The 23,464-nt window shown below is 62.9% G+C and carries 20 protein-coding genes and 1 riboswitch; of the genes, 16 read left to right on the top strand and 4 right to left on the bottom strand.

What is annotated here, in order from left to right:
- The first annotated feature begins 93 nt into the window (after positions 1-93).
- Positions 94-1,137 carry a porin gene (locus tag ACP7B7_RS11440; protein ID WP_308923843.1) on the top strand — a complete coding sequence of 348 codons (1,044 nt, stop codon included), beginning with the start codon at positions 94-96 and terminating at the stop codon, positions 1,135-1,137.
- Between the two features lie 12 nt (positions 1,138-1,149).
- On the opposite strand, the gene ACP7B7_RS11435 is transcribed toward ACP7B7_RS11440, so the two are convergent.
- A complete protein-coding gene (locus ACP7B7_RS11435; protein ID WP_308923844.1) occupies positions 1,150-3,255 on the bottom strand; it encodes a putative bifunctional diguanylate cyclase/phosphodiesterase in 2,106 nt (701 codons plus the stop codon).
- Between the two features lie 241 nt (positions 3,256-3,496).
- Between ACP7B7_RS11435 and ACP7B7_RS11430 the strand changes: the two genes are divergently transcribed.
- From ACP7B7_RS11430 to ACP7B7_RS11370, 13 genes are all read left to right on the top strand, one after another.
- Positions 3,497-4,234, top strand: a complete 738-nt coding sequence (locus ACP7B7_RS11430; RefSeq protein WP_308923845.1) for a Crp/Fnr family transcriptional regulator — start codon at positions 3,497-3,499, stop codon at positions 4,232-4,234.
- 51 nt (positions 4,235-4,285) lie between these two features.
- Positions 4,286-6,190: a hybrid sensor histidine kinase/response regulator gene (locus ACP7B7_RS11425; protein ID WP_426076750.1), complete on the top strand. Its 1,905-nt coding sequence runs from the start codon at positions 4,286-4,288 to the stop codon at positions 6,188-6,190.
- Between the two features lie 25 nt (positions 6,191-6,215).
- Entirely contained in the window at positions 6,216-7,022 is an 807-nt protein-coding gene (locus ACP7B7_RS11420) for a response regulator (RefSeq protein WP_426076749.1), read from the top strand.
- Between the two features lie 38 nt (positions 7,023-7,060).
- Complete coding sequence (locus ACP7B7_RS11415; protein WP_308923848.1) at positions 7,061-7,312, top strand: hypothetical protein; 252 nt, start codon at positions 7,061-7,063, stop codon at positions 7,310-7,312.
- 51 nt (positions 7,313-7,363) lie between these two features.
- A riboswitch (TPP riboswitch) is annotated at positions 7,364-7,478 on the top strand.
- Between the two features lie 83 nt (positions 7,479-7,561).
- Positions 7,562-9,475, top strand: coding sequence for a phosphomethylpyrimidine synthase ThiC (thiC, locus tag ACP7B7_RS11410; protein ID WP_426076748.1), 1,914 nt, complete (start codon positions 7,562-7,564; stop codon positions 9,473-9,475).
- Between the two features lie 11 nt (positions 9,476-9,486).
- Positions 9,487-9,690: a sulfur carrier protein ThiS gene (thiS, locus tag ACP7B7_RS11405; protein ID WP_426076747.1), complete on the top strand. Its 204-nt coding sequence runs from the start codon at positions 9,487-9,489 to the stop codon at positions 9,688-9,690.
- Between the two features lie 19 nt (positions 9,691-9,709).
- On the top strand, positions 9,710-10,504 hold the full coding sequence (locus tag ACP7B7_RS11400) for a thiazole synthase (RefSeq protein WP_426076746.1): 795 nt from the start codon (positions 9,710-9,712) through the stop codon (positions 10,502-10,504).
- An 11-nt stretch (positions 10,505-10,515) separates the two neighbouring features.
- Positions 10,516-11,298 carry a hydroxymethylpyrimidine/phosphomethylpyrimidine kinase gene (locus tag ACP7B7_RS11395; protein WP_426076763.1) on the top strand — a complete coding sequence of 261 codons (783 nt, stop codon included), beginning with the start codon at positions 10,516-10,518 and terminating at the stop codon, positions 11,296-11,298.
- Between the two features lie 10 nt (positions 11,299-11,308).
- Positions 11,309-11,920 carry a thiamine phosphate synthase gene (thiE, locus tag ACP7B7_RS11390; RefSeq protein ID WP_426076745.1) on the top strand — a complete coding sequence of 204 codons (612 nt, stop codon included), beginning with the start codon at positions 11,309-11,311 and terminating at the stop codon, positions 11,918-11,920.
- A 96-nt stretch (positions 11,921-12,016) separates the two neighbouring features.
- Complete coding sequence (locus ACP7B7_RS11385; RefSeq protein WP_308923854.1) at positions 12,017-12,649, top strand: ANTAR domain-containing response regulator; 633 nt, start codon at positions 12,017-12,019, stop codon at positions 12,647-12,649.
- Positions 12,650-12,678: 29 nt separating this feature from the next.
- Positions 12,679-13,785 carry an S-(hydroxymethyl)glutathione dehydrogenase/class III alcohol dehydrogenase gene (locus ACP7B7_RS11380; RefSeq protein WP_426076744.1) on the top strand — a complete coding sequence of 369 codons (1,107 nt, stop codon included), beginning with the start codon at positions 12,679-12,681 and terminating at the stop codon, positions 13,783-13,785.
- 128 nt (positions 13,786-13,913) lie between these two features.
- Positions 13,914-14,705: a hypothetical protein gene (locus ACP7B7_RS11375; protein ID WP_426076743.1), complete on the top strand. Its 792-nt coding sequence runs from the start codon at positions 13,914-13,916 to the stop codon at positions 14,703-14,705.
- Positions 14,706-14,774: 69 nt separating this feature from the next.
- Positions 14,775-17,087: a UvrD-helicase domain-containing protein gene (locus ACP7B7_RS11370; RefSeq protein WP_308923857.1), complete on the top strand. Its 2,313-nt coding sequence runs from the start codon at positions 14,775-14,777 to the stop codon at positions 17,085-17,087.
- 63 nt (positions 17,088-17,150) lie between these two features.
- On the opposite strand, the gene ACP7B7_RS11365 is transcribed toward ACP7B7_RS11370, so the two are convergent.
- The 3 genes from ACP7B7_RS11365 to ACP7B7_RS11355 all read right to left on the bottom strand — a co-directional run bounded on the left by ACP7B7_RS11365 (position 17,151) and on the right by ACP7B7_RS11355 (position 19,381).
- Positions 17,151-17,939: a BPSS1780 family membrane protein gene (locus ACP7B7_RS11365; protein ID WP_426076742.1), complete on the bottom strand. Its 789-nt coding sequence runs from the start codon at positions 17,937-17,939 to the stop codon at positions 17,151-17,153.
- Between the two features lie 4 nt (positions 17,940-17,943).
- Positions 17,944-18,900 carry a homoserine kinase gene (locus ACP7B7_RS11360; protein WP_426076741.1) on the bottom strand — a complete coding sequence of 319 codons (957 nt, stop codon included), beginning with the start codon at positions 18,898-18,900 and terminating at the stop codon, positions 17,944-17,946.
- Between the two features lie 82 nt (positions 18,901-18,982).
- Positions 18,983-19,381 carry a hypothetical protein gene (locus ACP7B7_RS11355; RefSeq protein ID WP_308923861.1) on the bottom strand — a complete coding sequence of 133 codons (399 nt, stop codon included), beginning with the start codon at positions 19,379-19,381 and terminating at the stop codon, positions 18,983-18,985.
- Between the two features lie 280 nt (positions 19,382-19,661).
- Here ACP7B7_RS11355 and polA point away from each other — a divergent pair, with 280 nt between their 5' ends.
- Positions 19,662-22,421, top strand: a complete 2,760-nt coding sequence (gene polA / locus ACP7B7_RS11350) for a DNA polymerase I (RefSeq protein WP_426076740.1) — start codon at positions 19,662-19,664, stop codon at positions 22,419-22,421.
- A gap of 33 nt (positions 22,422-22,454) precedes the next feature.
- A complete protein-coding gene (locus ACP7B7_RS11345; RefSeq protein WP_308923863.1) occupies positions 22,455-23,339 on the top strand; it encodes a dienelactone hydrolase family protein in 885 nt (294 codons plus the stop codon).
- Positions 23,340-23,464: the final 125 nt, after the last annotated feature.

Raw genomic sequence — 23,464 nt, 5'->3', positions numbered from 1 at the left:
GTCCGGCCCGCCGTCTGTCGATACGGCAGCGGCACGCATGCGCCTTGCCGCCTGCGCGGGATTCCTGGCCCGGCGTTTATCAAGGAAACCTGCATGAAAACCACCACTGTCTGCCTGGGACTCGCCTCGGCCATGATTTTGCCCACTGTCCCCGCTCACGCCCAGTCCTCCGTCGACATGTACGGCCTGATGGATGCCGCACTGGTACAGGAACGCTCGATCAGCAAAGTATCGAGTGGCGTCTCGGCTGGTTCGCGCCTCGGTTTTCGCGGCGCCGAAGCGCTGGGCAATGGCTGGCAAGCCGTGTTCACGCTGGAAGCCGGCTTGCTGACGGACACCGGCCGCTCGGACCAGGCCGGCCAGCTGTTCGGCCGCCAGGCTTTCGTCGGCCTCAGCAGCCCGCTGGGCATGCTGACCATCGGCCGCCAGTACAATCTGCAGAGCCAGGCGCTGACCGACGTCGCCGATCCGTTCGAGGGCGGCATGGCCGGCGCCTCGACCAACGTGGCCGGCTATTCGGCCACCCGCATCGACAATACCGTACGCTATACCTCGCCGACGCTGCGCGGCGTGACGGCCACCGTGATGTATGGCGCTGGCGAACACAGCGGCATTGCGGCCGACCAGCGCTCGCTGGGCCTGGCCCTCGGTTATGTCAACGGCCCGCTGACCTTGCGCCTGGCGCGCCAGAGCCGTGGCGGCGACGCCGGCAAGGCCGACGTCAACAACACGATTTTGGCCGGCAACTACAATTTCGGTCCGGCCACGGCCTTTGCCGGCTACGGCAGCAACACGGGCGATGGCAGTTCGATGTTCTTTGCCGACAATCCGTATGGCGCGGCCACGGCGCCGCGGCAATCGACCGACAGCCGCGACGCCATCGTCGGCGTCTCCGTGCCGCTGGGCGCGGCGACCTTGCTGGCGTCGGTGGTGCACAAGGACGACCGCGATGCGGCCAACCGCGATGCGCAGCAACTGGCTGTTGGGGCCACCTATGCCTTGTCGAAACGCAGCAAGATCTATCTGGCCTATGCGCAGATCCGCAACCGCCATGGCGCCGCCTACATGGTCGGCAATGCCACCGAGGTCGGCACCGGCGACCGGGCCTTCAACCTCGGCCTGCGCCACGCTTTTTAAGGTTTTAACGCATCAGGCCGCCAGCATGCGGCCCTGGCGCAGCAGCGCTTCGAAGGCCGGCACGGCCAGCGGACGGCTGTACAGATAGCCTTGCATCTGGTCGCAGCCGTGCTGGCGCAGGAAGTCCAGCTGCGGCGCCGTTTCCACGCCCTCGGCGATCACTTTCAGGCGCAGATTGTGCGCCAGTGAAATGATGGCGCAGACGATGGCCGCATCGTCGTTGCTGTGCGTGATGTCGTTGACGAACGATTTGTCGATTTTGAGCACGTCGATCGGGAAGTGGCGCAGATAGGCCAAGCTGGAGTAGCCGGTGCCGAAGTCGTCGATCGACAGTTGCACCCCCAGCGCCTTCAGGTTGCCCATGATGGCCGTCGCTTGTTCCACGTCGTGCATCACCATGCTTTCCGTCAGTTCCAGCTCCAGGCAGCTCGCATCGAGGCCGGTTTCCATCAACACGGCGGCCACCGCATGCAGCAGATTTCTTTGCTTGAACTGCCGCGCCGACAGGTTCACCGCCACGCGCAGCGGGCCATGGCCGGCCAGTTGCCAGGCGCGCGCCTGGGCGCAGGCGGTGCGCAGCACCCAGTCGCCGATCGGAATGATCAAGCCCATTTCCTCGGCCATGCCGATAAAGCTGGCCGGCGAAATCAGGCCCAGCTGCGGATGGCGCCAGCGCAGCAGCGCTTCCATGCCCACCATCCGGCCGCTGGCCAGGTCCAGCTGCGGCTGGTATTCGAGGTGGAACTGGCCGCGTTCGAGCGCATGGCGCAATTCGCTTTCCAGGCTCAGCCTTTCCAGGGTGTCCGCATTCATGTTCGAGGCATAGAACTGCCAGTGGCCACGGCCCTGTTCCTTGGCGCGGTACATGGCGATATCGGCGTGCTTGATCAGCATTTCGGCGCTGCAGCCATCGTCGGGGTAGACGGCCACGCCCAGGCTGCAGCTGAGAAAAAATTCGTATTCGCCCAGCTGCATCGGCTGCGCCACGGCATCGAGTATGCGCTGCAGGATGGCCATGCCGGGGTCGCCATTGCCATGCTGCGGCAACAGCAGCACGAATTCGTCGCCGCCCAGGCGCGCCACCGTATCGACTTCGCGGGTGGCCGCCAGCAGGCGTTCGGCCACGCCCTTGAGCAGGGTGTCGCCGGCATCGTGGCCCAGGGTGTCGTTGACGAACTTGAAGCGGTCCAGGTCGATGAACACCACCCACAGCGGCAAGCCTGTGCGTTGTGCAACAGCCATTTCATGTTCCAGGCGCTCGCGCAGCAGGCGGCGGTTGGCCAGCCCGGTCAGGATATCGTGGCGTGCCTGGAAGGCCAGTTCGGCCTCGAAGTGCATGACGGCGCTGATATCGTATTGCGCCACCAGGAAGTGGCTGATCGGCGCCGTGCCGTCATCGCTGGCCGCGGCGATGCCGCGCACGGGCGCGACAAAGCTTTCGTTCCAGTAGCTGTCGCCGTTCTTGCGCACGTGGCGCAGGATGGCCTTGCCTTCGCGCTGCTCGCGTATCGCCGCTTGCAGCTGCTCCATGGCGGGCTGTTCCTGGTCATTGCCGTGCAGGCTGGCCAGCGGCTGTCCCACCACTTCCTGCGCCGTGTAGCCGGTGATGCGTTCAAACGCCGGATTGACGTATTCGATCAGGTAGCCGGGCGCTTCGGCGCTGCAGATGGCGATCGCGTTGGCCGACACTTCGATGATGCGCTCGCGCAGCCGCAGCGCCTGGTCGCTTTGCAGGCGCGCCGCGATATCTTCCGACAGGCGCAGGTTGGCAAAGCGCAGCGCCGCCGTGCGTTCTTCCGTGATGCGTTCGATCACGCTGTTGCGCGTCACCAGCTGATACACATAGGCGGCCGCCAGCAAACTCGACAGTATTCCGCCCAGCAGCACATACAGCGAGCTGCGCCGGCCCGCGTCGAACAGCGACAGCCCATTTGCCGGCAGCATGGCGGCGCTCAGGTCTTGCGTGCCGCCATAGTGCTGCAGCAGTAGCCGCGCGCTTTCCGATTCGATCTGCCGCGTCGAGGCATAGCACAGCGCCGTCACGGCCAGGCCGATCGCCAGGGTGATCAGGGCGGAGACGGAAACAGAGATGGAAATGCGCTTGATGAGTGATTGCATGATGGCGTCCGGTGGATGCGTGTGCCAGCCCTGATCCGCGATCTGGCAGCCCATGCAATGACTAACTGTAGGTGGCCGGGCGGCGCAGCGTCCGTTCGGTACCGAACGGACGGTCATGCCACCAAGTAATATAGTCAGGCCGTGTTCAGGGTCCTGTGTTACCCTGCACCGCGTGGCGCCTCTCGTTCAGACGCCTCCCCATTACCGCCTAGCTGACGACTGGAAACCAGGAATCCTGACCATGTCCAGTCCGCATGCCGTGTTGCACAACCCCAACCAGAACCATTTGCTGGCCGCCATGCTGGACGCCGATTTTGCGCGCCTGGCGCCGCACCTGGAGCAGGTCGCCATGCGCCTGGGCGACGTGATCTATGACTCGGGCGACAAGCTGCACCATGTGTATTTCCCCACCACCGCCATCGTTTCGCTGCACTATCTGCTCGAGAACGGCGGCTCGTCCGAAATCGCCGGCGTCGGCAATGAAGGCGTGGTGGGCGTGTCGCTGTTCATGGGCGGCGACTCCACCCCCAGCCGCGCGGTGGTGCAGACGGGCGGCGTCGGCTACCGCCTGAAGGCGCATGTGCTGATGGAGGAATTCAACCGCGCCGGCCCCGTGATGCGGCTGCTGCTGCGCTACACGCAGGCCTTGCTGACGCAGATGTCGCAGACGGCCGTGTGCAACCGCCATCATACGGTGGAACAGCAACTGTGCCGCTGGCTGCTGCTGACCCTGGACCGCTTGCCCGGGCGCGAACTGACCATGACCCAGGAACTGATCGCCAACATGCTGGGCGTGCGCCGCGAAGGCGTGACGGAAGCGGCCGGCAAGCTGCAGGCGCGTGGCCATATCAGTTACCGGCGCGGCCATATCACGGTGCTGGACCGCGGCGGGCTGGAAAGCACGACCTGCGAATGCTATGGCGTGGTGAAGAAGGAATTTGCCCGCTTGCTGTCGGATGTGCGCCAGCGCCAGGCTTGAGCGGCGCCGCCTCCTTGATGCTATTCATTGTTGTACTTACCGGCTGATCCCATGAACACAGTTGAAAAAATCTCCACCGGCCTGCCATCGCGCTGGCCCGTCGCGCTGGCGTTCGCCTTCAGCGCCATCGTGCTGGTCGCGATCGCCGCGCTGGCCTGGCGCGGCCCTTCGGACACGGCCATCCTGACCGGCGTGCTGGTCCTGCTGCTGCTGGTGCTGCTGGCCGCCCTGTACCGGCGCACGCTGGCCGCCGGACTGCCGCGCCAGCTGCTGAAAGCGGGCGCCCTGCAGGACGCGATTTTCAACAGCGCCAATTTTTCCAGCATCGCCACCGATGCCCAGGGCGTGATCCAGATCTTCAATGTGGGCGCCGAGCGCATGCTGGGCTATGCGGCGCATGAGGTGGTCGACAAGCTGACCCCCGCCAGCATTTCCGACGCGCAGGAAATCGTCGCCCGCGCGCAGGCCCTCTCCACCGAACTCGACACGCCCATCACGCCCGGCGTGGAAGCGCTGGTGTTCAAGGCCAAGCGCGGCATCGAAGACATTTATGAACTGACGTATATCCGCAAGGATGGCAGCTGCTTTCCCGCCATCGTCTCGGTGACGGCCTTGCGCGACGCGCAGAACAAGGTTATCGGCTACCTGCTGATCGGCACCGACAACACGGCGCGCAAGCGGGTCGAAGCCGAGCAGGCCATGCTCGACAAGCGCTTGCAGGAGCAGCAGGCCTATACGCGTTCGCTGATCGAAACCAATAATGCCGAGCTGGAAAAAGCGCGTCAGGTGGCCGACAAGGCCAACCGCGCCAAGTCCGAATTCCTGTCCAGCATGAGCCACGAATTGCGTACGCCCTTGAACGCCGTGCTGGGCTTTGCCCAGCTGATGGCGTCCGACGTGCCGCCGCCGACCCAGCCGCAGCAGCGCTCGCTCGACCAGATCCTCAAGGGCGGCTGGTATCTGCTGCGCCTGATTAACGAGATCCTCGACCTGGCCATGATCGAGTCGGGCAAGGTGACCATGTCGGAAGAGGCCATGTCGCTGCTCGACGTGCTGCAGGATTGCGAGGCGATGATCGCGCCGCAGGCGCAAAAACGCGGCATCGGCATGCATTTCCCGCGCTGCGGCGCGGCGTTCTATATCCATGCCGACCGCACGCGCGTGAAGCAGGTGATGATCAACCTGCTGTCGAACGCCATCAAGTACAACCAGAGCGGCGGCAGCGTGCAGGTCGTTTGCAGCCAGCGCGGCGACCGCGTGCGCGTCAGCGTCACCGACAGCGGCGCCGGTCTCGATGCAAAGCAGATGTCACAGCTGTTCCAGCCCTTCAACCGCCTGGGCCAGGAAAACAGCCAGGAAGAGGGCACCGGCATCGGCCTGGTGGTGACCAAGCAGCTGGTGGAATTGATGGGGGGCGCGATCGGCGTCGACAGCACGGTCGGTGTCGGCACCACCTTCTGGGTCGAGTTCAAGGCCTCGCGTGCGCCGCAACTGGTGCTGGGCGAAGGCGAAGTGTTGCCGGTGGCGCAGGAAGACTCCGATACCCAGCGCACCTTGCTGTACGTGGAAGACAATCCGGCCAACCTGGCGCTGGTCGAGCAACTGATCGCGCGCCGCAGCGACCTGAAACTGCTGACCGCCATCGACGCCCACCTGGGCATCGACCTGGCGCGCACCTGCCAGCCGGACGTGATCCTGATGGACATCAACCTGCCCGGCATCAGCGGCTTTGGCGCCTTGCGCATCCTGCACGAGGATCCACTGACCAGTCATATCCCGGTAATGGCGCTGTCGGCCAACGCCGTGCCGCGCGACATAGAAAAAGGGCTGGAAGCGGGCTTTTTCCGCTATCTGACCAAACCGATCAAGGTTGTCGAATTCATGGATGCGCTCGACGTGGCGCTGCACCATGCGGCCAAGCACGGCCTGGCCGACGACACCACCGCAGCACGCTAATCAAGCACTTACCAGGACTACCGCCATGCTACAAGCCACCGAGATACTGAACGCCAGCATCCTGATCGTCGACGACCAGGAAGCCAATGTGATGCTGCTGGAACAGGTGCTGCGCAATGCGGGCTACACCCGCATCACCTCCACCATGGACCCGCAGGCGGTGCGCGCGCTGCACCAGCAGCACCGCTACGACCTGATCCTGCTCGACTTGCAGATGCCGGAAATGGATGGCTTCGAAGTGATGGAAGGCTTGCGCGACATCGAGGCGGGCAGTTATCTGCCGGTACTGGTGATCACCGCCCAGCCCGGCCACAAGCTGCGCGCGCTGCAGGCAGGCGCCAAGGATTTCGTCGCCAAGCCCTTCGACCTGGTGGAAGTCAAAACCCGCATCCACAATATGCTGGAAGTGCGCCTGCTGTACCAGAAGCTGGCCGACTACAACAGGTCGCTGGAACAGGCGGTGCAGGAACGCACGGCCGAGCTGCGCGAAAGCGAAGCGCGCTTCCAGCGTTTTACGGAACTGTCGTCGGACTGGTACTGGGAACAGGATGCGGCAGGCAACCTGACACGCTTTTCCGGCCCGGTGGCCGAGATGCTGGGCATCGGCAGCGAAGACGAACCGCAGCGCTGGAACGCCGCCGAGCGCGCCCTGCTCGACGAAAAAATCGCCGCGCGCGAACCGTTTTTGGATTTTATCTACAGCCGCCAGAATGCGGATGGCAGCATGCAATACCTGCAGGTCAGCGGCGAACCGATGTTCGACCATGGCAGCCGCTTTGTCGGCTATCGCGGGATCGGGCTCGATATTACGGCGCGCCAGCAAAAAAGCTGATTTATACTGGCTGCTGTTCATTACAGTCCAGTTAAATCATGACCGACAAATCTCCCTCCTACTGGTTCCCCGCCAAGACCTATGGCTTCGGCTGGGGCTTGCCCATCACCTGGCAGGGCTGGCTGGTGTTCATCAGCGCGCTGGCGCTGCTGGCCGGCGGCGCGGTGCTGTTTCCGCCAACCCAGGTGCCGGTCGCCTATGTCATCTACGAAGTGGTGATCGTTGCCTTGCTGGTCGGCATATGCTGGTGGAAGGGCGAGCCGCCGCAATGGCGCTGGGGCAAGAAATAATCATCTGGCGCGCGACCTGAAACGCGTATAATTGGCCCGCTGCCGCAAGGCGGCAAACGCTAGGGGTCCTGCTCTTTGCTGTGGAAACACGGTGAAGCGCGGGTGAGAAATACCCTCCGAACCTGATCTGGATAATGCCAGCGAAGGGAAGCTTTAGGATGAACGCACCCCGCTTTTGTCGCGTGCGCGCAGCCGAACCTCCTTAGCTGGCTCCAGGCTTATACACAGCCAGCTAGCCAAGGAGCCAAAATGAACGCCAATCCGAAATTTCTTTCCGCCACCGCCACGGTCGACGAGGCCGCGATCGCGCCGCTGCCCAATTCACGCAAGATTTATGTACAGGGCAGCCGTCCCGACATCCGCGTGCCGATGCGCGCCATCAGCCAGTCCGATACGGAAGCGTCGTTCGGCGGTGAAAAAAATCCACCCATCTACGTCTACGATACGTCCGGTCCGTACACCGACCCGGACGTCGCCATCGATATCCGCTCGGGCCTCGATACGCCGCGCCTGCCGTGGATACTCGAACGCGCCGACACCGAAGAGCTGCCGGGCCCGACCTCCGACTACGGCATCGCCCGCCTGGCCGATCCGAAGCTGGCCGAGCTGCGCTTCAACCTGCACCGCAAGCCGCGCCGCGCGCTGGCCGGCAGGAACGTCACGCAGATGCACTACGCGCGGCAAGGCATCATCACGCCGGAAATGGAATTCGTCGCCATCCGCGAAAACATGCGCCGGCAGCAATACCTGGAAGAGCTGAAGTCCTCCGGACCGATGGGCGAGCGCATGGCCGAGATGATGGGCCGCCAGCACCCGGGCCAATCGTTCGGCGCCAGCATTCCGGCCGAGATCACGGCCGAATTCGTGCGCGAGGAAATCGCCCGTGGCCGCGCCATCATCCCCGCCAATATCAACCACCCGGAAGTCGAGCCGATGATTATCGGCCGCAATTTCCTGGTGAAAATCAACGCCAATATCGGCAACTCGGCCGTCACCTCGTCGATCGGCGAGGAAGTGGAAAAGATGACCTGGGCCATCCGCTGGGGCGGCGACAATGTGATGGATCTGTCGACCGGCAAGCATATCCATGAAACGCGCGAGTGGATCGTGCGCAACAGCCCGGTGCCGATCGGTACCGTGCCGATCTACCAGGCGCTGGAAAAGGTCAATGGCAAGGCCGAAGATCTGACCTGGGGAATCTTCCGCGACACCCTGATCGAGCAGGCCGAGCAGGGCGTCGACTACTTCACCATTCACGCCGGCGTGCTGCTGCGCTATGTGCCGCTGACAGCCAAGCGCCTGACCGGCATCGTTTCGCGCGGCGGCTCGATCATGGCCAAGTGGTGCCTGGCGCATCACCAGGAGTCGTTCCTGTACACGCATTTCGAAGAAATTTGCGAGATCATGAAGGCGTATGACGTGTCGTTTTCGCTCGGCGACGGCTTGCGCCCCGGTTCCATCTACGACGCCAACGACGAAGCGCAGCTGGGCGAACTGAAGACGTTGGGCGAGCTGACGCAGATCGCCTGGAAGCACGATGTGCAGGTGATGATCGAAGGCCCCGGCCATGTGCCGATGCAGCTGATCAAGGAAAACATGGACCTGCAGCTCGAGCAGTGCGGCGAAGCGCCGTTCTATACCCTGGGACCGTTGACCACCGATATCGCGCCCGGCTACGACCATATCACCTCGGGCATCGGCGCGGCCATGATCGGCTGGTACGGCACCGCCATGCTGTGCTACGTGACGCCGAAGGAACACCTGGGCCTGCCCAACAAGGCGGACGTGAAAGACGGCATCATCACCTATAAAATTGCCGCGCATGCGGCCGACCTGGCCAAGGGCCATCCGGGCGCGCAGATCCGCGACAACGCCCTGTCCAAGGCGCGCTTCGAATTTCGCTGGGACGACCAGTTCAATATCGGCCTGGACCCGGACAAGGCGCGCGAATTCCACGATGAAACCCTGCCCAAGGATTCGGCCAAGGTGGCCCACTTCTGTTCGATGTGCGGCCCGCATTTCTGCTCGATGAAAATCACCCAGGAAGTGCGCGAATACGCGGCCGGCATCGGCATCTCGGAAGAGAGCGCCGTCAAGCAGGGCATGGAAGTGAAAGCGATCGAGTTCATCAAGAACGGCGCCGAGCTGTACCGCAAAGTCTGAAGGAGGGTGCCATGATCCCCATCATGCTCAACGGCGCACCGCACCAGGTGCCGCCCCAACACACGCTGGACCAGCTGATCGAAGCGCTGTCGCTGCAAGGCCAGGCGCTGGCGCTGGCCGTCAACCGCTCGGTGGTGCAGCGGAAAAACTGGCCGGCGCATGTGCTGCAGGCAGACGACAAAGTGGACATTGTGCGCGCCATCGGCGGCGGCTAACAAATTGAAAGAACAGAACATGCATACCGAAACAAATAACGACTTGCTGACCATCGCCGGCAAGACCTATGCGTCGCGCCTGCTGGTGGGCAGCGGCAAATACAAGGACTTGCCGCAAACGCGATTGGCCACCGATGCGGCCGAAGCGCAGATCATCACGGTGGCGATCCGCCGCGTGAATATCGGCCAGGACCGGAACGCGCCCAGCCTGCTCGACGTGCTGCCGCCCGACCAGTACACCATCTTGCCGAACACGGCCGGCTGCTATACGGCAAAAGACGCCGTCTACACCCTGCAACTGGCGCGCGAGCTGCTCGGTGGCCGCAACCTGGTGAAACTGGAAGTGCTGGGCGACGAGAAAACCCTGTTTCCGCATATGCCGGAAACGCTGATTGCGGCTGAACAACTGGTCAAGGATGGCTTTGACGTGATGGTGTATTGCAGCGACGATCCGATCCAGGCGCGCATCCTGGAAGAGATCGGCTGCGTGGCGATCATGCCGCTGGCTTCCCTGATCGGCTCGGGCATGGGCATTTTGAATCCGTGGAACTTGTCCTTGATTATCGAACAGGCCAAGGTGCCGGTGCTGGTCGATGCCGGCGTCGGCACGGCCTCGGACGCGGCGATTGCGATGGAACTCGGTTGCGATGGCGTGCTGATGAACACGGCGATTGCCGGCGCGCGCGACCCGGTGCGCATGGCGCATGCGATGAAGCTGGCCGTGCGGGCCGGGCGCGAGGCGTTCTTGGCCGGCCGCATGCCGAGAAAATTTGCCGCCTCGCCGTCGTCGCCGATGGCGGGCCGGCTGGCGTGAGCGTGCTCGCGTTGCCATGTGTGCTGGTCTTTGCCGGGCTCGATCCTTCCGGTGGCGCCGGCATCGCGGCCGATATTCTGGCCATCGCCGCACAGGGCGCGCATGCGCTGCCGATTGTCACCGCGCTGACGGTGCAGGACAACGACCGCGTGTTCGAGGTACAAGCGGTGGACGCGGCGCTGCTGCTGCGCCAGGCGCAGGCCTTGACCGGCAAGATGGCGATCGATGCCGTGAAAATCGGCATCCCGGGCAGCGCGGCCAATGCGGCGGCGATTGCCCGGGTGATCCTGCAATTGCGGGTCGAGCATCCCGGCTTGCCGGTGGTACTTGATCCCGTGCTGGCCAGCGGCCATGGCGATCTGCTCGGTGTCGATGACGCGGTACGGGCGCTGGCGCCGCTGTTGCCGGTGACTACCGTGATAGTACCGAACGGACCGGAGGCCAGCCGCTTGACGAATGTTGCCGATGTTGCCGGCCAGGCGGCGACTTTGCAGGCACAAGGCTGCGGCCATGTGCTGCTCACCGGCGGCCATGGCGTGGGCAGCAGCGTCGTCAACCGCTGGTTTGGCGCGGCGGGCGAGGGGCGGGAGTGGCAATGGCCGCGCCTGCCCGGCGAATTTCACGGCAGCGGCTGTACTCTGGCGGCCGCCATCGCGGCGCGGCTGGCGTCGGGGCAGGCCCTGCCCGATGCGCTGGCGCAAGCGCAAGCGTATTGCCATGCGGCCCTGGCGCAGGCCTATGCCGTCGCACCGGGCCAGCTGATGCCGCAGCGGCTCACCACTTTCACTTTATAAGGAGGAACTCATGCGTGGACTGTATCTGCTTACCCCGAACTGGGATGATACCGACCGCCTGCTCGATGTGACGGAGCAAGCCTTGCAGGAGGGCGTGGCGCTGCTGCAATACCGCCACAAGAATGCCGATGCGGCGCTGCGGCGCGAACAGGCGGGCGCCTTGCTGCTGCTCGCCCGCAAATACGGCGTGCCTTTTATCGTCAACGATTTTATCGACCTGTGCGAGGAGCTGGACGCCGATGGCGTGCATGTCGGCGGCACGGACATCTCCGTGGCGCAGGCCCGTGCCCGGCTGGGCAAGCAAAAACTGGTGGGCGCATCGTGCTATGGCGATCTGCAGCTGGCGCGCCAGGCGCAGCTTGGCGGCGCCAGCTATATGGCGTTTGGCGGCTTTTATCCCTCGCTGGTCAAGCAGTATCCTGTCACCACCGATCCCGACATCGTGCTGCAGGCCAAACGCGAGATCGCCCTGCCGTGCGTGGTGATTGGCGGCATGACGCCGGAAAACGCCGCGCCGCTGGCCGCGCGCGGCGCCGACCTGGTGGCGGCGATCAGCAGCGTGTACCTGGCGGATGACGTAACTATTTCCGTGCGGGAATTTAATAAGCTGTTTGGCAACTAAGGCAGGCAGCGCAAGCGGGTCTGGTTTCACGGAATAATCGGCATATAATAAGACCATCCGTTTATCCCTTTTACTATGACCGAGGTTCCCTTGCCCATGAATCAGCCAGCCGCCAAACGCCTTATCCTGATCGTTGACGATGACCAGCTGCTGCTGGAGTTTCTCGGCGAAGTATTGCGCCATGCAGGCTATGAAACGGCGTTGGCCAGTTCGGCCGAAGCGGCCTTGCAACTGATCGCCCAGCGCGAGCCGGACCTGGCCCTGCTCGACATCCATATGCCCGGCATGTCCGGCCTGGAACTGGCCAAGCGCCTGCACGCGGAAACCGCCGTGCCGTTCATGTTCCTGTCCGGCAGTGGCGACAGCGAATCGGGCAAGCAGGCGGCCGCCTATGGCGCCGTCGGCTATGTCGTCAAGCCGGTCGATGAAGGCCGCCTGATGCCCGCCTTTGAAGCGGGCCTGGCGCGTGCCGACGATATCCGCCAGCTGCGCCGCACCGAACTGAACCTGAATGCGGCGCTGGCCGCCGGCCGCGAAACCAGCCTGGCCGTGGGCCTGTTGATGGGCAAGTTCCAGACCGACCGCAACACCGCGTTCGAGGTGCTGCGCGACCATGCCCGTTCCAGCCGCCGCAAGATCAATGAAATCGCCAGCCAGCTGCTGCTGGCCGAGGAAACCCTGAACGGCCTGCATGGCGCGTTTTTGAACCGCGCGAAAACGACCAAGTAAGCATCCAGATACCTCTTTACAGGACAACCATGAAAACCAAAGCAGCCGTGGCCTGGAAGGCCGGCGCCCCCCTGACCATTGAAACAGTCGACCTGGCCGGCCCGCGCGAAGGCGAAGTGCTGATCGAGCTGAAAGCGACCGGCATCTGCCATACCGATTACTACACCCTGTCGGGCGCCGATCCGGAAGGCATCTTCCCCGCCATCCTGGGCCATGAAGGCGCCGGCATCGTGGTCGATGTGGGCCCTGGCGTGAAAACGCTGAAAAAAGACGACCACGTGATTCCGCTGTACACGCCGGAATGCCGCGAGTGCAAGTTCTGCCTGTCGCAGAAGACCAATCTGTGCCAGAAAATCCGCAGCACCCAGGGCCGTGGCCTGATGCCGGACGCCACCAGTCGTTTCTCGCTGGACGGCAAACCGCTGTTCCACTACATGGGCACCTCGACCTTTTCCAACTACATCGTGGTGCCGGAAATCGCCCTGGCCAAGATCCGCGAAGACGCGCCGTTCGACAAGGTCTGCTATATCGGCTGCGGCGTGACCACCGGCGTGGGCGCGGTGCTGTTCTCGGCCAAGGTCGAAGCGGGCGCCAACGTGGCCGTGTTCGGCCTGGGCGGCATCGGCCTGAACGTGATCCAGGCCGCGAAAATGGTGGGCGCCGACAAGATCATCGGCATCGACATCAACCCGGCGCGCCAGGCGATCGCACGCAAGTTCGGCATGACGCACTTCATCAACCCGAACGAAGTGGACAACGTGGTCGACGCCATCGTCCAGCTGACCGACGGCGGCGCCGATTACAGTTTTGAATGCGTCGGCAACACCACGCTGATGCGCCAGGCACTCGAGTGCACGCACAAGGGCTGGGGCAAATCGTTCATTATCGGCGTGGCGGCGGCGGGACAGGAAATTTCCACCCGTCCGTTCCAGCTGGTGACGGGCCGCGAATGGCGCGGTTCGGCCTTTGGCGGCGCGCGTGGTCGCACCGACGTGCCGAAGATCGTCGACTGGTATATGGAAGGCAAGATCAATATCGACGATCTGATCACGCACCGGCTGCCGCTCGAACGCATCAACGAAGGTTTCGATCTGATGAAGAGCGGCGAGTCGATCAGGTCGGTGGTGCTGTACTAAGGAATCCAGCCGGCGCACCCGCTGCGCCGTCTGTTCCCCGTTTTCTGCTGTTTATCGCATGGCGCGCGCCGTGCGACCGCAATCTCGCTACAGTCAGGCTCCCAACGTCGACCGTAGCGAGGAATACCATGCTGATCCCATCCCGTCTGTGCCTGGCCTTTGCCGGCGCCATCCTCTCCTTCGGCGCCATGGCCGCTTCCGGTGAACCTTTTACGCTGGTACAAGGCAAGAATGGCGCCATCTCCACCTATGGCAGTGGCTCCGATAACGACGAGCTGGACCGCCTGAAGCGCACCAGCAATGGCCCCTTCCTGTGGTTCCGCGACCATGGCAAATCGTATGTGATCGAGGACCGGGATTTGCTGGCGCGCGCCGATACGGCCTGGAAACCGGTGCAGGCGCTGGGCCAGGAAATGTCGGTGCTGGGCCAGCAGATGGGCGAGCACGGCAGGCAGATGGGCAAGCTGGGCCGTGAAATGGGCGAGCAGGGCCGCCAGGCGGGCCAGGTGTCCCGGGCGGATGCGGCGGACCTGAAAAAGCTGTCGGCCCAGCTGGGCGAGGCGCAGCGCAAGCTGGCGGCGGCGCATCAGCAGCAGCGGCAGGCAAAATCCGAGGCCCAGCGCGATGTGGCAGAAAACCATGTCGAACAGGCCCAGGATGCGGTGGAAGTACTCCAGGACGAGATCGAAGCCGTGCATGAACGCATGGCCCACCGCCAGGATCGCGCCCATGACGCCGCGCTGGAAGCGAAAGGGCGCCAGATGGACCAGGCCGGCAAGCCGATGGACAGCCTGGGCAAGCGAATGGGCGAACTGGGCGAGCGCCAGGGACGTGCCAGCAAGGAAGCCGAACGCGCCACGCGGGGCGTGATCGAGGAAGCCTTGCGTACCGGAAAAGCGAAGCCGGTACGGGCCGGTTGACAAATCACCGCATCACACAGTAACTGGACAAATCCACAGTGAAATGCGGCATGCCGGTATAATCGGGGGATGCAAAATCTTCTTCACAACCTCAATCCCGAACAACTGGCCGCCGTCACTTTGCCAGCCCAGCATGCCCTGATCCTGGCGGGCGCCGGCTCGGGCAAGACCCGCGTGCTGACCACCCGCATCGCCTGGCTGATCCAGACCCAGCAGGTGTCGCCGCCCGGCATCCTGGCCGTCACGTTTACCAACAAGGCTGCCAAGGAAATGCTGACGCGCCTGTCCGCGATGCTGCCGATCAATACGCGCGGCATGTGGATCGGCACCTTTCACGGTCTGTGCAACCGGCTGCTGCGCACGCATTACCGCGATGCCGCCTTGCCGCAGACCTTCCAGATCCTCGACTCGCAGGATCAGCTGTCGGTGATCAAGCGCTTGCTCAAGGCAAACAATATCGATGATGAAAAATTCCCGCCGAAGACGGTGATGTATTTCATCAACAACGCCAAGGACCAGGGCCTGCGCGCCACCGACGTGGAAGCGTACGACGCGCACGAGCGCAAGATGGTCGAGCTGTACCAGCTGTACGACGACCAGTGCCAGCGCGAAGGGGTGGTCGATTTTGCCGAACTGCTGCTGCGCACGTATGAACTCTTGAGCCGCAACCAGCCGCTGCGCGAGCATTACCAGGCGCGCTTCCGCCATATCCTGGTCGACGAGTTCCAGGATACGAATAATCTGCAATACAACTGGCTCAAATTGCTGGCCGGCCATGGCAGCCGCGATGGCGGCGCCCTGTTTGCCGTCGGCGACGATGACCAGAGCATCTATGCTTTCCGCGGCGCCAACGTCGGCAACATGAGCGCCTTCGAGCATGAGTTCCAGGTGAAAAACCTGATCAAGCTGGAGCAGAATTACCGCTCGCACGGCCATATCCTCGACAGCGCCAACGTGCTGATCGCCAACAACAGCAAGCGCCTGGGCAAGAATCTGCGCACCGACGCGGGCCATGGCGAGCAGGTGCGCGTGTACGAGGCCAGCTCGGACCTGCAGGAAGCGCAGTGGATCATCGAGGAAGCGAAAAGCCTGATCGCCGAAGGCGCCTCGCGCAGCGAAATTGCGATCCTGTACCGCTCGAACGCGCAGTCGCGCGTGATCGAACACGCGCTGTTTTCGGCCGCGATTCCGTATCACGTGTACGGCGGCCAGCGCTACTTCCAGCGCGCCGAGGTCAAGCATGCGATCGCCTACTTGCAGCTGATGGACAATCCGCACAACGATTCGGCCTTCTTGCGCGTGGTGAACTTCCCCACGCGCGGCATCGGCATGCGCTCGATCGAGCAGCTGCAGGCCGCCTCCGAGCAGTACGGCATTTCGCTGTATGCGTCCGTGCCGTATGTGGCGGGCAAGGCGGGCAGTACCCTGGCCGGCTTCGTCAAGCTGATCGAGGGCGTGCGCTTCGAAACCCAGCAATTGTCACTGCCGGAAATGGTGCGCGTGGTGCTCGAAGCGAGTACCTTGCTGCAGCACTATCAGAATGAAAAGGAAGGCGCCGACCGTATCGAGAACTTGGAGCAGATGGTCAGCGCGGCCACCCAGTTCGTTTCCGAAGAAGGGTTTGGCCAGGCCGCGCCGGCGCACCTGGGGCCGTCTGCCCAGGCGCAATCGGGCGCGCCGGTCGTCAACCAGGATGGCATCGAAATTCTCGATGCCGACGCGCCGCTGCCGGCCGTGATGTCGCCGCTGTCGGCCTTTTTGTCGCACGCCTCGCTGGAAGCCGGGGATAACCAGGCGCAGGCGGGTCAGGATGCGCTGCAGATGATGACGGTGCACTCGGCCAAGGGCCTGGAATTCGACAACGTCTTTATTACCGGCCTGGAAGAGGGCCTGTTCCCGCACGAAAGCAGTTCCAAGGAAGACAACGGCGTGGAGGAAGAGCGGCGTTTGATGTACGTGGCGATCACGCGCGCGCGCAAGCGTTTATACATGAGCTTTTCGCAGACGCGCATGTTGCACGGCCAGACCCGCTACAACATGAAGTCGCGCTTCTTCGACGAATTGCCGGAGGAAGCCCTGAAATGGCTGTCGCCGAAAGTGCAGGCCAACTGGTTCGGCAACCGCAAGTCGGCCTGGGACGAAGCGCCGCGCACGGTGGGCAGCCTGGGGTCCGATAATGCGATCGCGCAGAAGATCGCGCAAAAGTCACCGGGTGGCGGCTGGCGCATCGGCGAATCGGTGGCCCACGCCAAGTTCGGCGAAGGCGTGATCGTCAATATCGAGGGCGGCGGTGGCAACGCGCGCGCCCAGATCAACTTCGGCCAGCATGGCATGAAAGTGCTGGACCTGGGCATTGCCAAGCTGGAGCGGCTGGGACGGTAAGGTTGCACCAATAAAAAAAGGGGCGCTCCATATGGACCGCCCCTTTTTTTGTTTGCTGCGATTTTATTGTGTTTTGTCCAGCGACACCGTCTTGCCACTATCTGCCGGCACCCCAAAAATCTGCCGGTACGCCGCATAGAACGAGCAATGCATGATCACCGTCAGGATCATCGACAGCGGCATCATCAGCTGGATGGCCATCTGCGTGCGGCCGACGATCATGAACAGCAACTGGCTGGTGACGATGCTGATGGCGAACCAGGTCGAGGCCAGCACGATAAAGGCCGACAGCGAGCGCCAGACGGCAAAAAAGCTGAAGAACAGCGCCTTGCCCAGGCTGACGTGCTGCCAGTAGATCAGCGGCGCGGCAAAGAAGAAGGCCATCAGGGCGGGAATCGACATGGCCATGGTCAACAGGATGGCCGAGCCGATATTCGATTCGCGGATCACCTCGGGCGAGGTTTGCGGATTGAGCTGGCCTGTCACCAGTTGCCACAGGGTACCGCCGTCGACCAGCGACGAGGCGCCGATGGCCACGATGACCATGATGAGGTACAGCACGCCCAGGCCGAACAGCACCGGCAGGGCCGGCTTGCGAAAGCCCGACAGCAGCAAGCTGGGCAAGACGCGCTTGCCCTGGTCGATATTCAGACAGCCCTGGGCAAAGGCGACGGAAAAGATCGGCACCAGGATCACGGGCAGAAATTGGCCCAGCAGGGGAATGACGCTGACGAGCAGCATGCACACCATATAGCCGAGAAACAGCATCGACATGCCGCCAGGTTGCTTGCGAAACAGGCCGAAGCCTTGTTTCACCCAGTGCCAGCCTGTGCTTGCAGGTAATTTTTCCATGTTCTTAAAACAGTTCCGGTGCAGGTGTAGCGATACGTTCGCGCAAGATGCGTTCAAAATGCGCGGGATCATGGGGCGTCAGCATTTCGGCGGCGCGCGGCTGGTAGTAATCGTACAGGCGCGACAGCCAGAAACGCAGCGCGGCGGCGCGCAGCAGCGGCTGCCAGGCCGTGTGTTCTTCCGCCGTGAACGGGCGCACGGCCTGGTAGGCGTCGAGCAGGGCGCGCACGCGCTCGACGTCGAGCTTGCCGGTGGACAAATCAATGCACCAGTCGTTGACGGTGACGGCCACGTCGAACAGCCAGGTATCGCAGCCGGCGAAGTAAAAATCGAAAAAGCCCGTCAGCCGTTCGCCGTCGAACATCACGTTGTTGCGGAACAGGTCGGCATGCACGGGGCCGCGCGGCAAGGCTTTGTAGGTGGCGCAGGCGGCAAACGCGTCCTGGAAATGAATTTCGGCGCGCAGCAGATGCGCGTTGCCTTCGTCCAAGTGGGGCAAGACCAGCGGCGTGGTGGCGTTCCACCAGTCCAGGCCGCGCAAGTTCGGTTGTTGCAGCGGAAAATCCTGCGCCGCCAGATGCATTTTCGCCAGCATGGCGCCGACAGCCGCGCAATGCACGGGCTGGGGATCCATCTGTGAGCTGCCGTCGAGCTTGCTGACGATGGCGGCCGGCTTGCCTTGCAGGCTGCAGACCAGTTCGCCGTCGGCGTTCGGGATCGGCGCCGGCACCAGCACGCCGCGTTCGGCCAGGTGGCGCATCAGCTGCAGATAGAACGGCAATTGCTCGAAGCTCAGGTTTTCAAAGATCGTCAGCACATGCTCGCCGCGCTCGGTGCTGAGGAAAAAATTGCTGTTTTCAATGCCGGAAGCGATGCCCTTGAGCGCCAGAGGCTTGCCGAGTGGGAATTGCGTAATCCATTGGCCGATATCGTCCAGGTGTAGCGCGGTAAAAACTGCCATGGGAAAGAAGAGAGATCAAAAAGGTCAAAAAAAGCCTGCTGCCCCGCAGACGGCCGGGGCAGGGCAGGGCAAGAGTGGATGCTTACTTGGCTGGCGGCGGTGGCGCAGGCACGTCGTCGGCCGCTTCCTCGTCACGCTGTTTCTGTTTTTTCTTGCCCAGGTCAAATTCCATCACCTTCCATTGCGGGCCGCGCAGGGCGCTGCCATGGGCCTGGTCGCCGCCGGCCGACGGCTTCATGTAATAGGTGCTGCCGCCCGACGTCACTTTCACTTCCGACGTCACGCCATTCTCGCGCTTTTCGGTGATCTGCTGGGCAGGTGCCGCTGGCGTGACGGTAATGGGCGCTTCGCCCATTTCTTCGATTTTTTCCAGCTGCGGTGGCGCATCGCTGGGTTTCGGTGGCGTCTGGGCGCCGGCGATCGCCGACACGGCCAGCAGGGGCAGTGCCAGGAGTCGCCAGAAGGTGGAGGTACGCATCATGATGGGGTCGCTTCCAAGTGTGACCGCGGCGTGACGCCGCAGTGTACAGACTGTCAATAAGCCGTTGTTATCTATGGGGCATTGTAACAAACTGCCAAGCAAGCTGTTTTAAATGCAGAGAAATAGTGGGGTGCGCCGGCACGCCCGGCCACGCAGCAGAAAACAGCGCTGCGCGCGCCAGGTGGCGCGCTCACAAACTCTGCGATAATTGAACGATATTCCACCCGCCCGCCCCATGTTTCCCTCTGGCAGGCGCGGCTCACCTTTATTTATTGGCATTATGCAAAACACCCTGCTGTTAGTCGACGGTTCCAGTTACCTTTATCGCGCCTTCCACGCGCTGCCCGACCTGCGCAGCCCGGACGGCTACCCTACCGGCGCCATGCACGGCATGGTCAACATGCTGCGCCGCCTGCGCGCCGACTACCCGGCCGCGTATATCGCCTGCGTGTTCGATGCCAAGGGCAAGACTTTCCGCGACGATATGTATCCGGAATACAAGGCCACGCGCGCCTCCATGCCGGAAGATTTGCGCCTGCAGATCGAGCCTATCCATGAAGCCGTCAAAGCCATGGGCTGGCCCATCCTGATGGTCGACGGCGTGGAAGCCGATGACGTGATCGGCACCCTGGCCGTGCAGGCCGCTGGCGCCGGCATGAACGTGGTGGTGTCCACCGGCGACAAGGACCTGGCCCAGCTGGTCAACAGCCAGGTGACCCTGATCAATACCATGAGCAATGAAAAGCTCGACGAAGCGGCCGTGCTGGCCAAGTTCGGCGTGCCGCCGAACCGCATCATCGACTACCTGTCGCTGATCGGCGATACGGTCGACAATGTGCCGGGCGTGTCGAAATGCGGTCCGAAGACGGCCGTCAAATGGCTGACCCTGTACGACAGCCTGGACGGCGTGATGGAAAACGCGGCCAATGTCGGCGGCGCCGTCGGCGAAAACCTGCGTACGGCGCTGCCGTGGCTGCCGCAGGCGCGCGCCCTGATCACGGTCAAGACCGACTGCGATCTGTCGGCACACATGACGACGATCGCCGACTCCCTGGCGGCGAAACAAGAAGACCGCGACGCGCTGCTGGCCTTCTTCAACCGCTACGGCTTCAAGGCCCTGCTGCGCGAACTCGGTGGCGCGCCGCCGCCGATGTCGCCAGTCGGTGCGCCGCCTGCCGCGAATGCTGCTCCGAACACCACCGGCGATATGTTTGCCGACACCGCTCCGACGCCCGAGGCCGTATATGAAACCGTGCTGACCGACGAACAGCTCGACAAATGGATCGCGCTGATCGATGCGGCGCCCTTGACGGCGGTCGATACGGAAACCACCTCGCTGGAACCGATGACGGCGCAGATGGTCGGCATTTCATTGTCCGTGGCCGAACACGCGGCCTGCTATATTCCTTTGGCGCACGATTATGCGGGCGCACCGGACCAGCTGTCGCGTGAACATGTCCTGAGCAAGCTGCGGCCTTGGCTGGAGGACGCGAACAAGCCCAAGCTGGGCCAGAACCTGAAATACGACAGCCATATCTTCGCCAACCACGGCGTGACATTGCGCGGCATCGTGCACGACACCCTGCTCGAATCGTATGTGTTTGAATCGCACAAGAAACACGACATGGACGGCCTGGCCTTGCGCCACCTGAACTACACCACCATCCCGTTCGAGGACGTGTGCGGCAAGGGCGCCAAGCAGATCACCTTCAACCAGGTGGAAGTGGGACAGGCGGCCCGCTATGCGGCCGAGGATGCCGATGTCACCTTGCGCCTGCATAACGCCATGTGGGGCAATGTCGCCAATGACGAAAAGCTGACCTTTATCTACGAAAAGATCGAGCTGCCGACGGCGCAGGTGCTGCAGAAGATCGAGCGCAACGGCGTGCTGATCGACGACGCGCTATTGAATTTGCAGTCGGCCGAGCTGGCCGTGAAAATCCTGGAACTGGAAAAGAAAGCGTATGAACTGGCCGAGCAGCCGTTCAACCTCGGGTCGCCGAAGCAGATCGGCGAGATTTTTTTTGAAAAACTGAAACTGCCTGTGGTCAAGAAGACCCCGACCGGCGCGCCGTCCACCGATGAGGAAGTGCTGCAAAAGCTGGCCGAGGATTATCCGTTGCCGAAAGTGCTGCTCGAATACCGCGGCATGGCCAAGCTGAAGTCGACCTATACCGACAAATTGCCGAAGATGATCAACGCCAGCACCGGCCGCGTGCATACCAATTATGCGCAGGCCGTCGCCGTCACCGGGCGCCTGGCGTCGAACGACCCGAACTTGCAGAATATTCCGATCCGCAGCGCTGAAGGGCGCCGCATCCGCGAAGCCTTTATTGCGCCGCCGGGCAGCAGCATCGTCTCGGCCGACTATTCCCAGATCGAACTGCGCATCATGGCGCATATTTCGGGCGACGAGGCGATGCTGCGCGCGTTTGCCGACGGCATCGACATTCACCGCGCCACCGCGGCCGAGATCTTCGGCGTGCCGGCCGACGAGGTGCAAAGCGAGCAGCGCCGCTACGCGAAAGTCATCAACTTTGGCTTGATCTACGGCATGAGCGCGTTTGGCCTGGCCGGTAATCTGGGCGTCGACCGCACGGCCGCGCAAAGCTATATCGACCGCTATTTCGCGCGTTTTTCAGGCGTGAAACAGTATATGGAAGACACGCGCCAGCAAGCCAAGGCGCGTGGCTATGTGGAAACCGTGTTTGGCCGCCGCCTGTGGCTGCCGGAAATCAATTCGCCGAACGGCCCGCGCCGCCAGGGCGCCGAACGGGCCGCGATCAATGCGCCGATGCAGGGCACGGCGGCCGACCTGATCAAGCTGGCCATGATCGCCGTGCAAAACTGGCTGGAGCAGGACGGCCTGCAAACGAAAATGATCATGCAGGTGCACGATGAGCTGGTGCTGGAAGTGCCGGACGCCGAGCTGGAACTGGTCAAGCGCAAGCTGCCCGAGCTGATGGCCGGCGTGGCCGAACTCAAGGTGCCGTTGACGGCGGAAGTTGGCGTCGGCAAGAATTGGGACCAGGCGCATTAATGTTTTTAAACGCAACACTTTCAGGAGAAACGCATGAAAGACATGATTAGCGATGTGGAAAGTCTGTTGGGCCAGAGCAGCCTGTCCGGGGCCGATGGCCGCCGTGGTTTCCTGAAAGTGGCGCTGGGCACGGGTTTTGCCGTGGCCGCGCTGCCGGTGGTGGCGCAAAACGTGATCAAGACCGATGGCGCGGGCCTGATCTCGGGCACCATCATGGTCAAGATCGACGGCCAGGACGTGCCCGTCTATGCATCCCAGCCCGAAGGCAAGACGGGCTTGCCGGTGATCCTGGTGATTTCCGAGATCTTTGGCGTGCACGAGCATATCGCCGACATGGCGCGCCGCTTTGCCAAGCAGGGTTACCTGGCGCTGGCGCCCGACCTGTTCGTGCGCCAGGGCGACGCCACCAAGGCGCCCAGCATGCCCGAACTGATGAAGAACATCGTCGGCAAGACCCCTGATGCGCAGGTAATGAGCGACCTGGACGCCATCGTCGCCTGGGCCAGGCAGAATGGCGGCGACACCGCGCGCCTGGGCATTACCGGTTTTTGCTGGGGCGGCCGCATCACCTGGCTGTATGCGGCGCACAATCCGGCCGTGAAAGCGGGCGTGGCCTGGTATGGCCGCCTGGTGGGCGAGTCGACCGCGATCACGCCGCAGCACCCGGTCGATATCGCACCGGCGCTCAAGGCACCGGTCCTGGGCCTGTATGGCGCCAAGGATACCGGCATCAGCCAGGAATCGATCGCCACCATGAAAGCGGCGCTGGCCAAAGGGAGCAGCAAATCCGAATTCGTCGTCTATCCGGACTCGGGCCACGCCTTCAACGCCGACTACCGCCCCAGCTATGTGGCGGCCGACGCCAAGGACGGCTATGCCCGCTGCCTGGCCTGGTTCAAGGCCAATGGCGTGGTGTAAGCAGCATCTCAGCGGCATCTTTCCTCATTGACTGGATAAGCCGAACCGGGCCGTAAATGCCCGGTTCTTCCGCCAATGCAGTACAATTGCATCTTACTCGCGCCACGCCGCCGCCAAGGTCGCAG

The sequence above is a fragment of the Janthinobacterium sp. PSPC3-1 genome, from assembly GCF_049896105.1.
In the GTDB taxonomy this organism is placed as follows: Bacteria; Pseudomonadota; Gammaproteobacteria; order Burkholderiales; family Burkholderiaceae_D; genus Janthinobacterium.
This window is presented reverse-complemented; position numbering and strand designations above follow the sequence as displayed.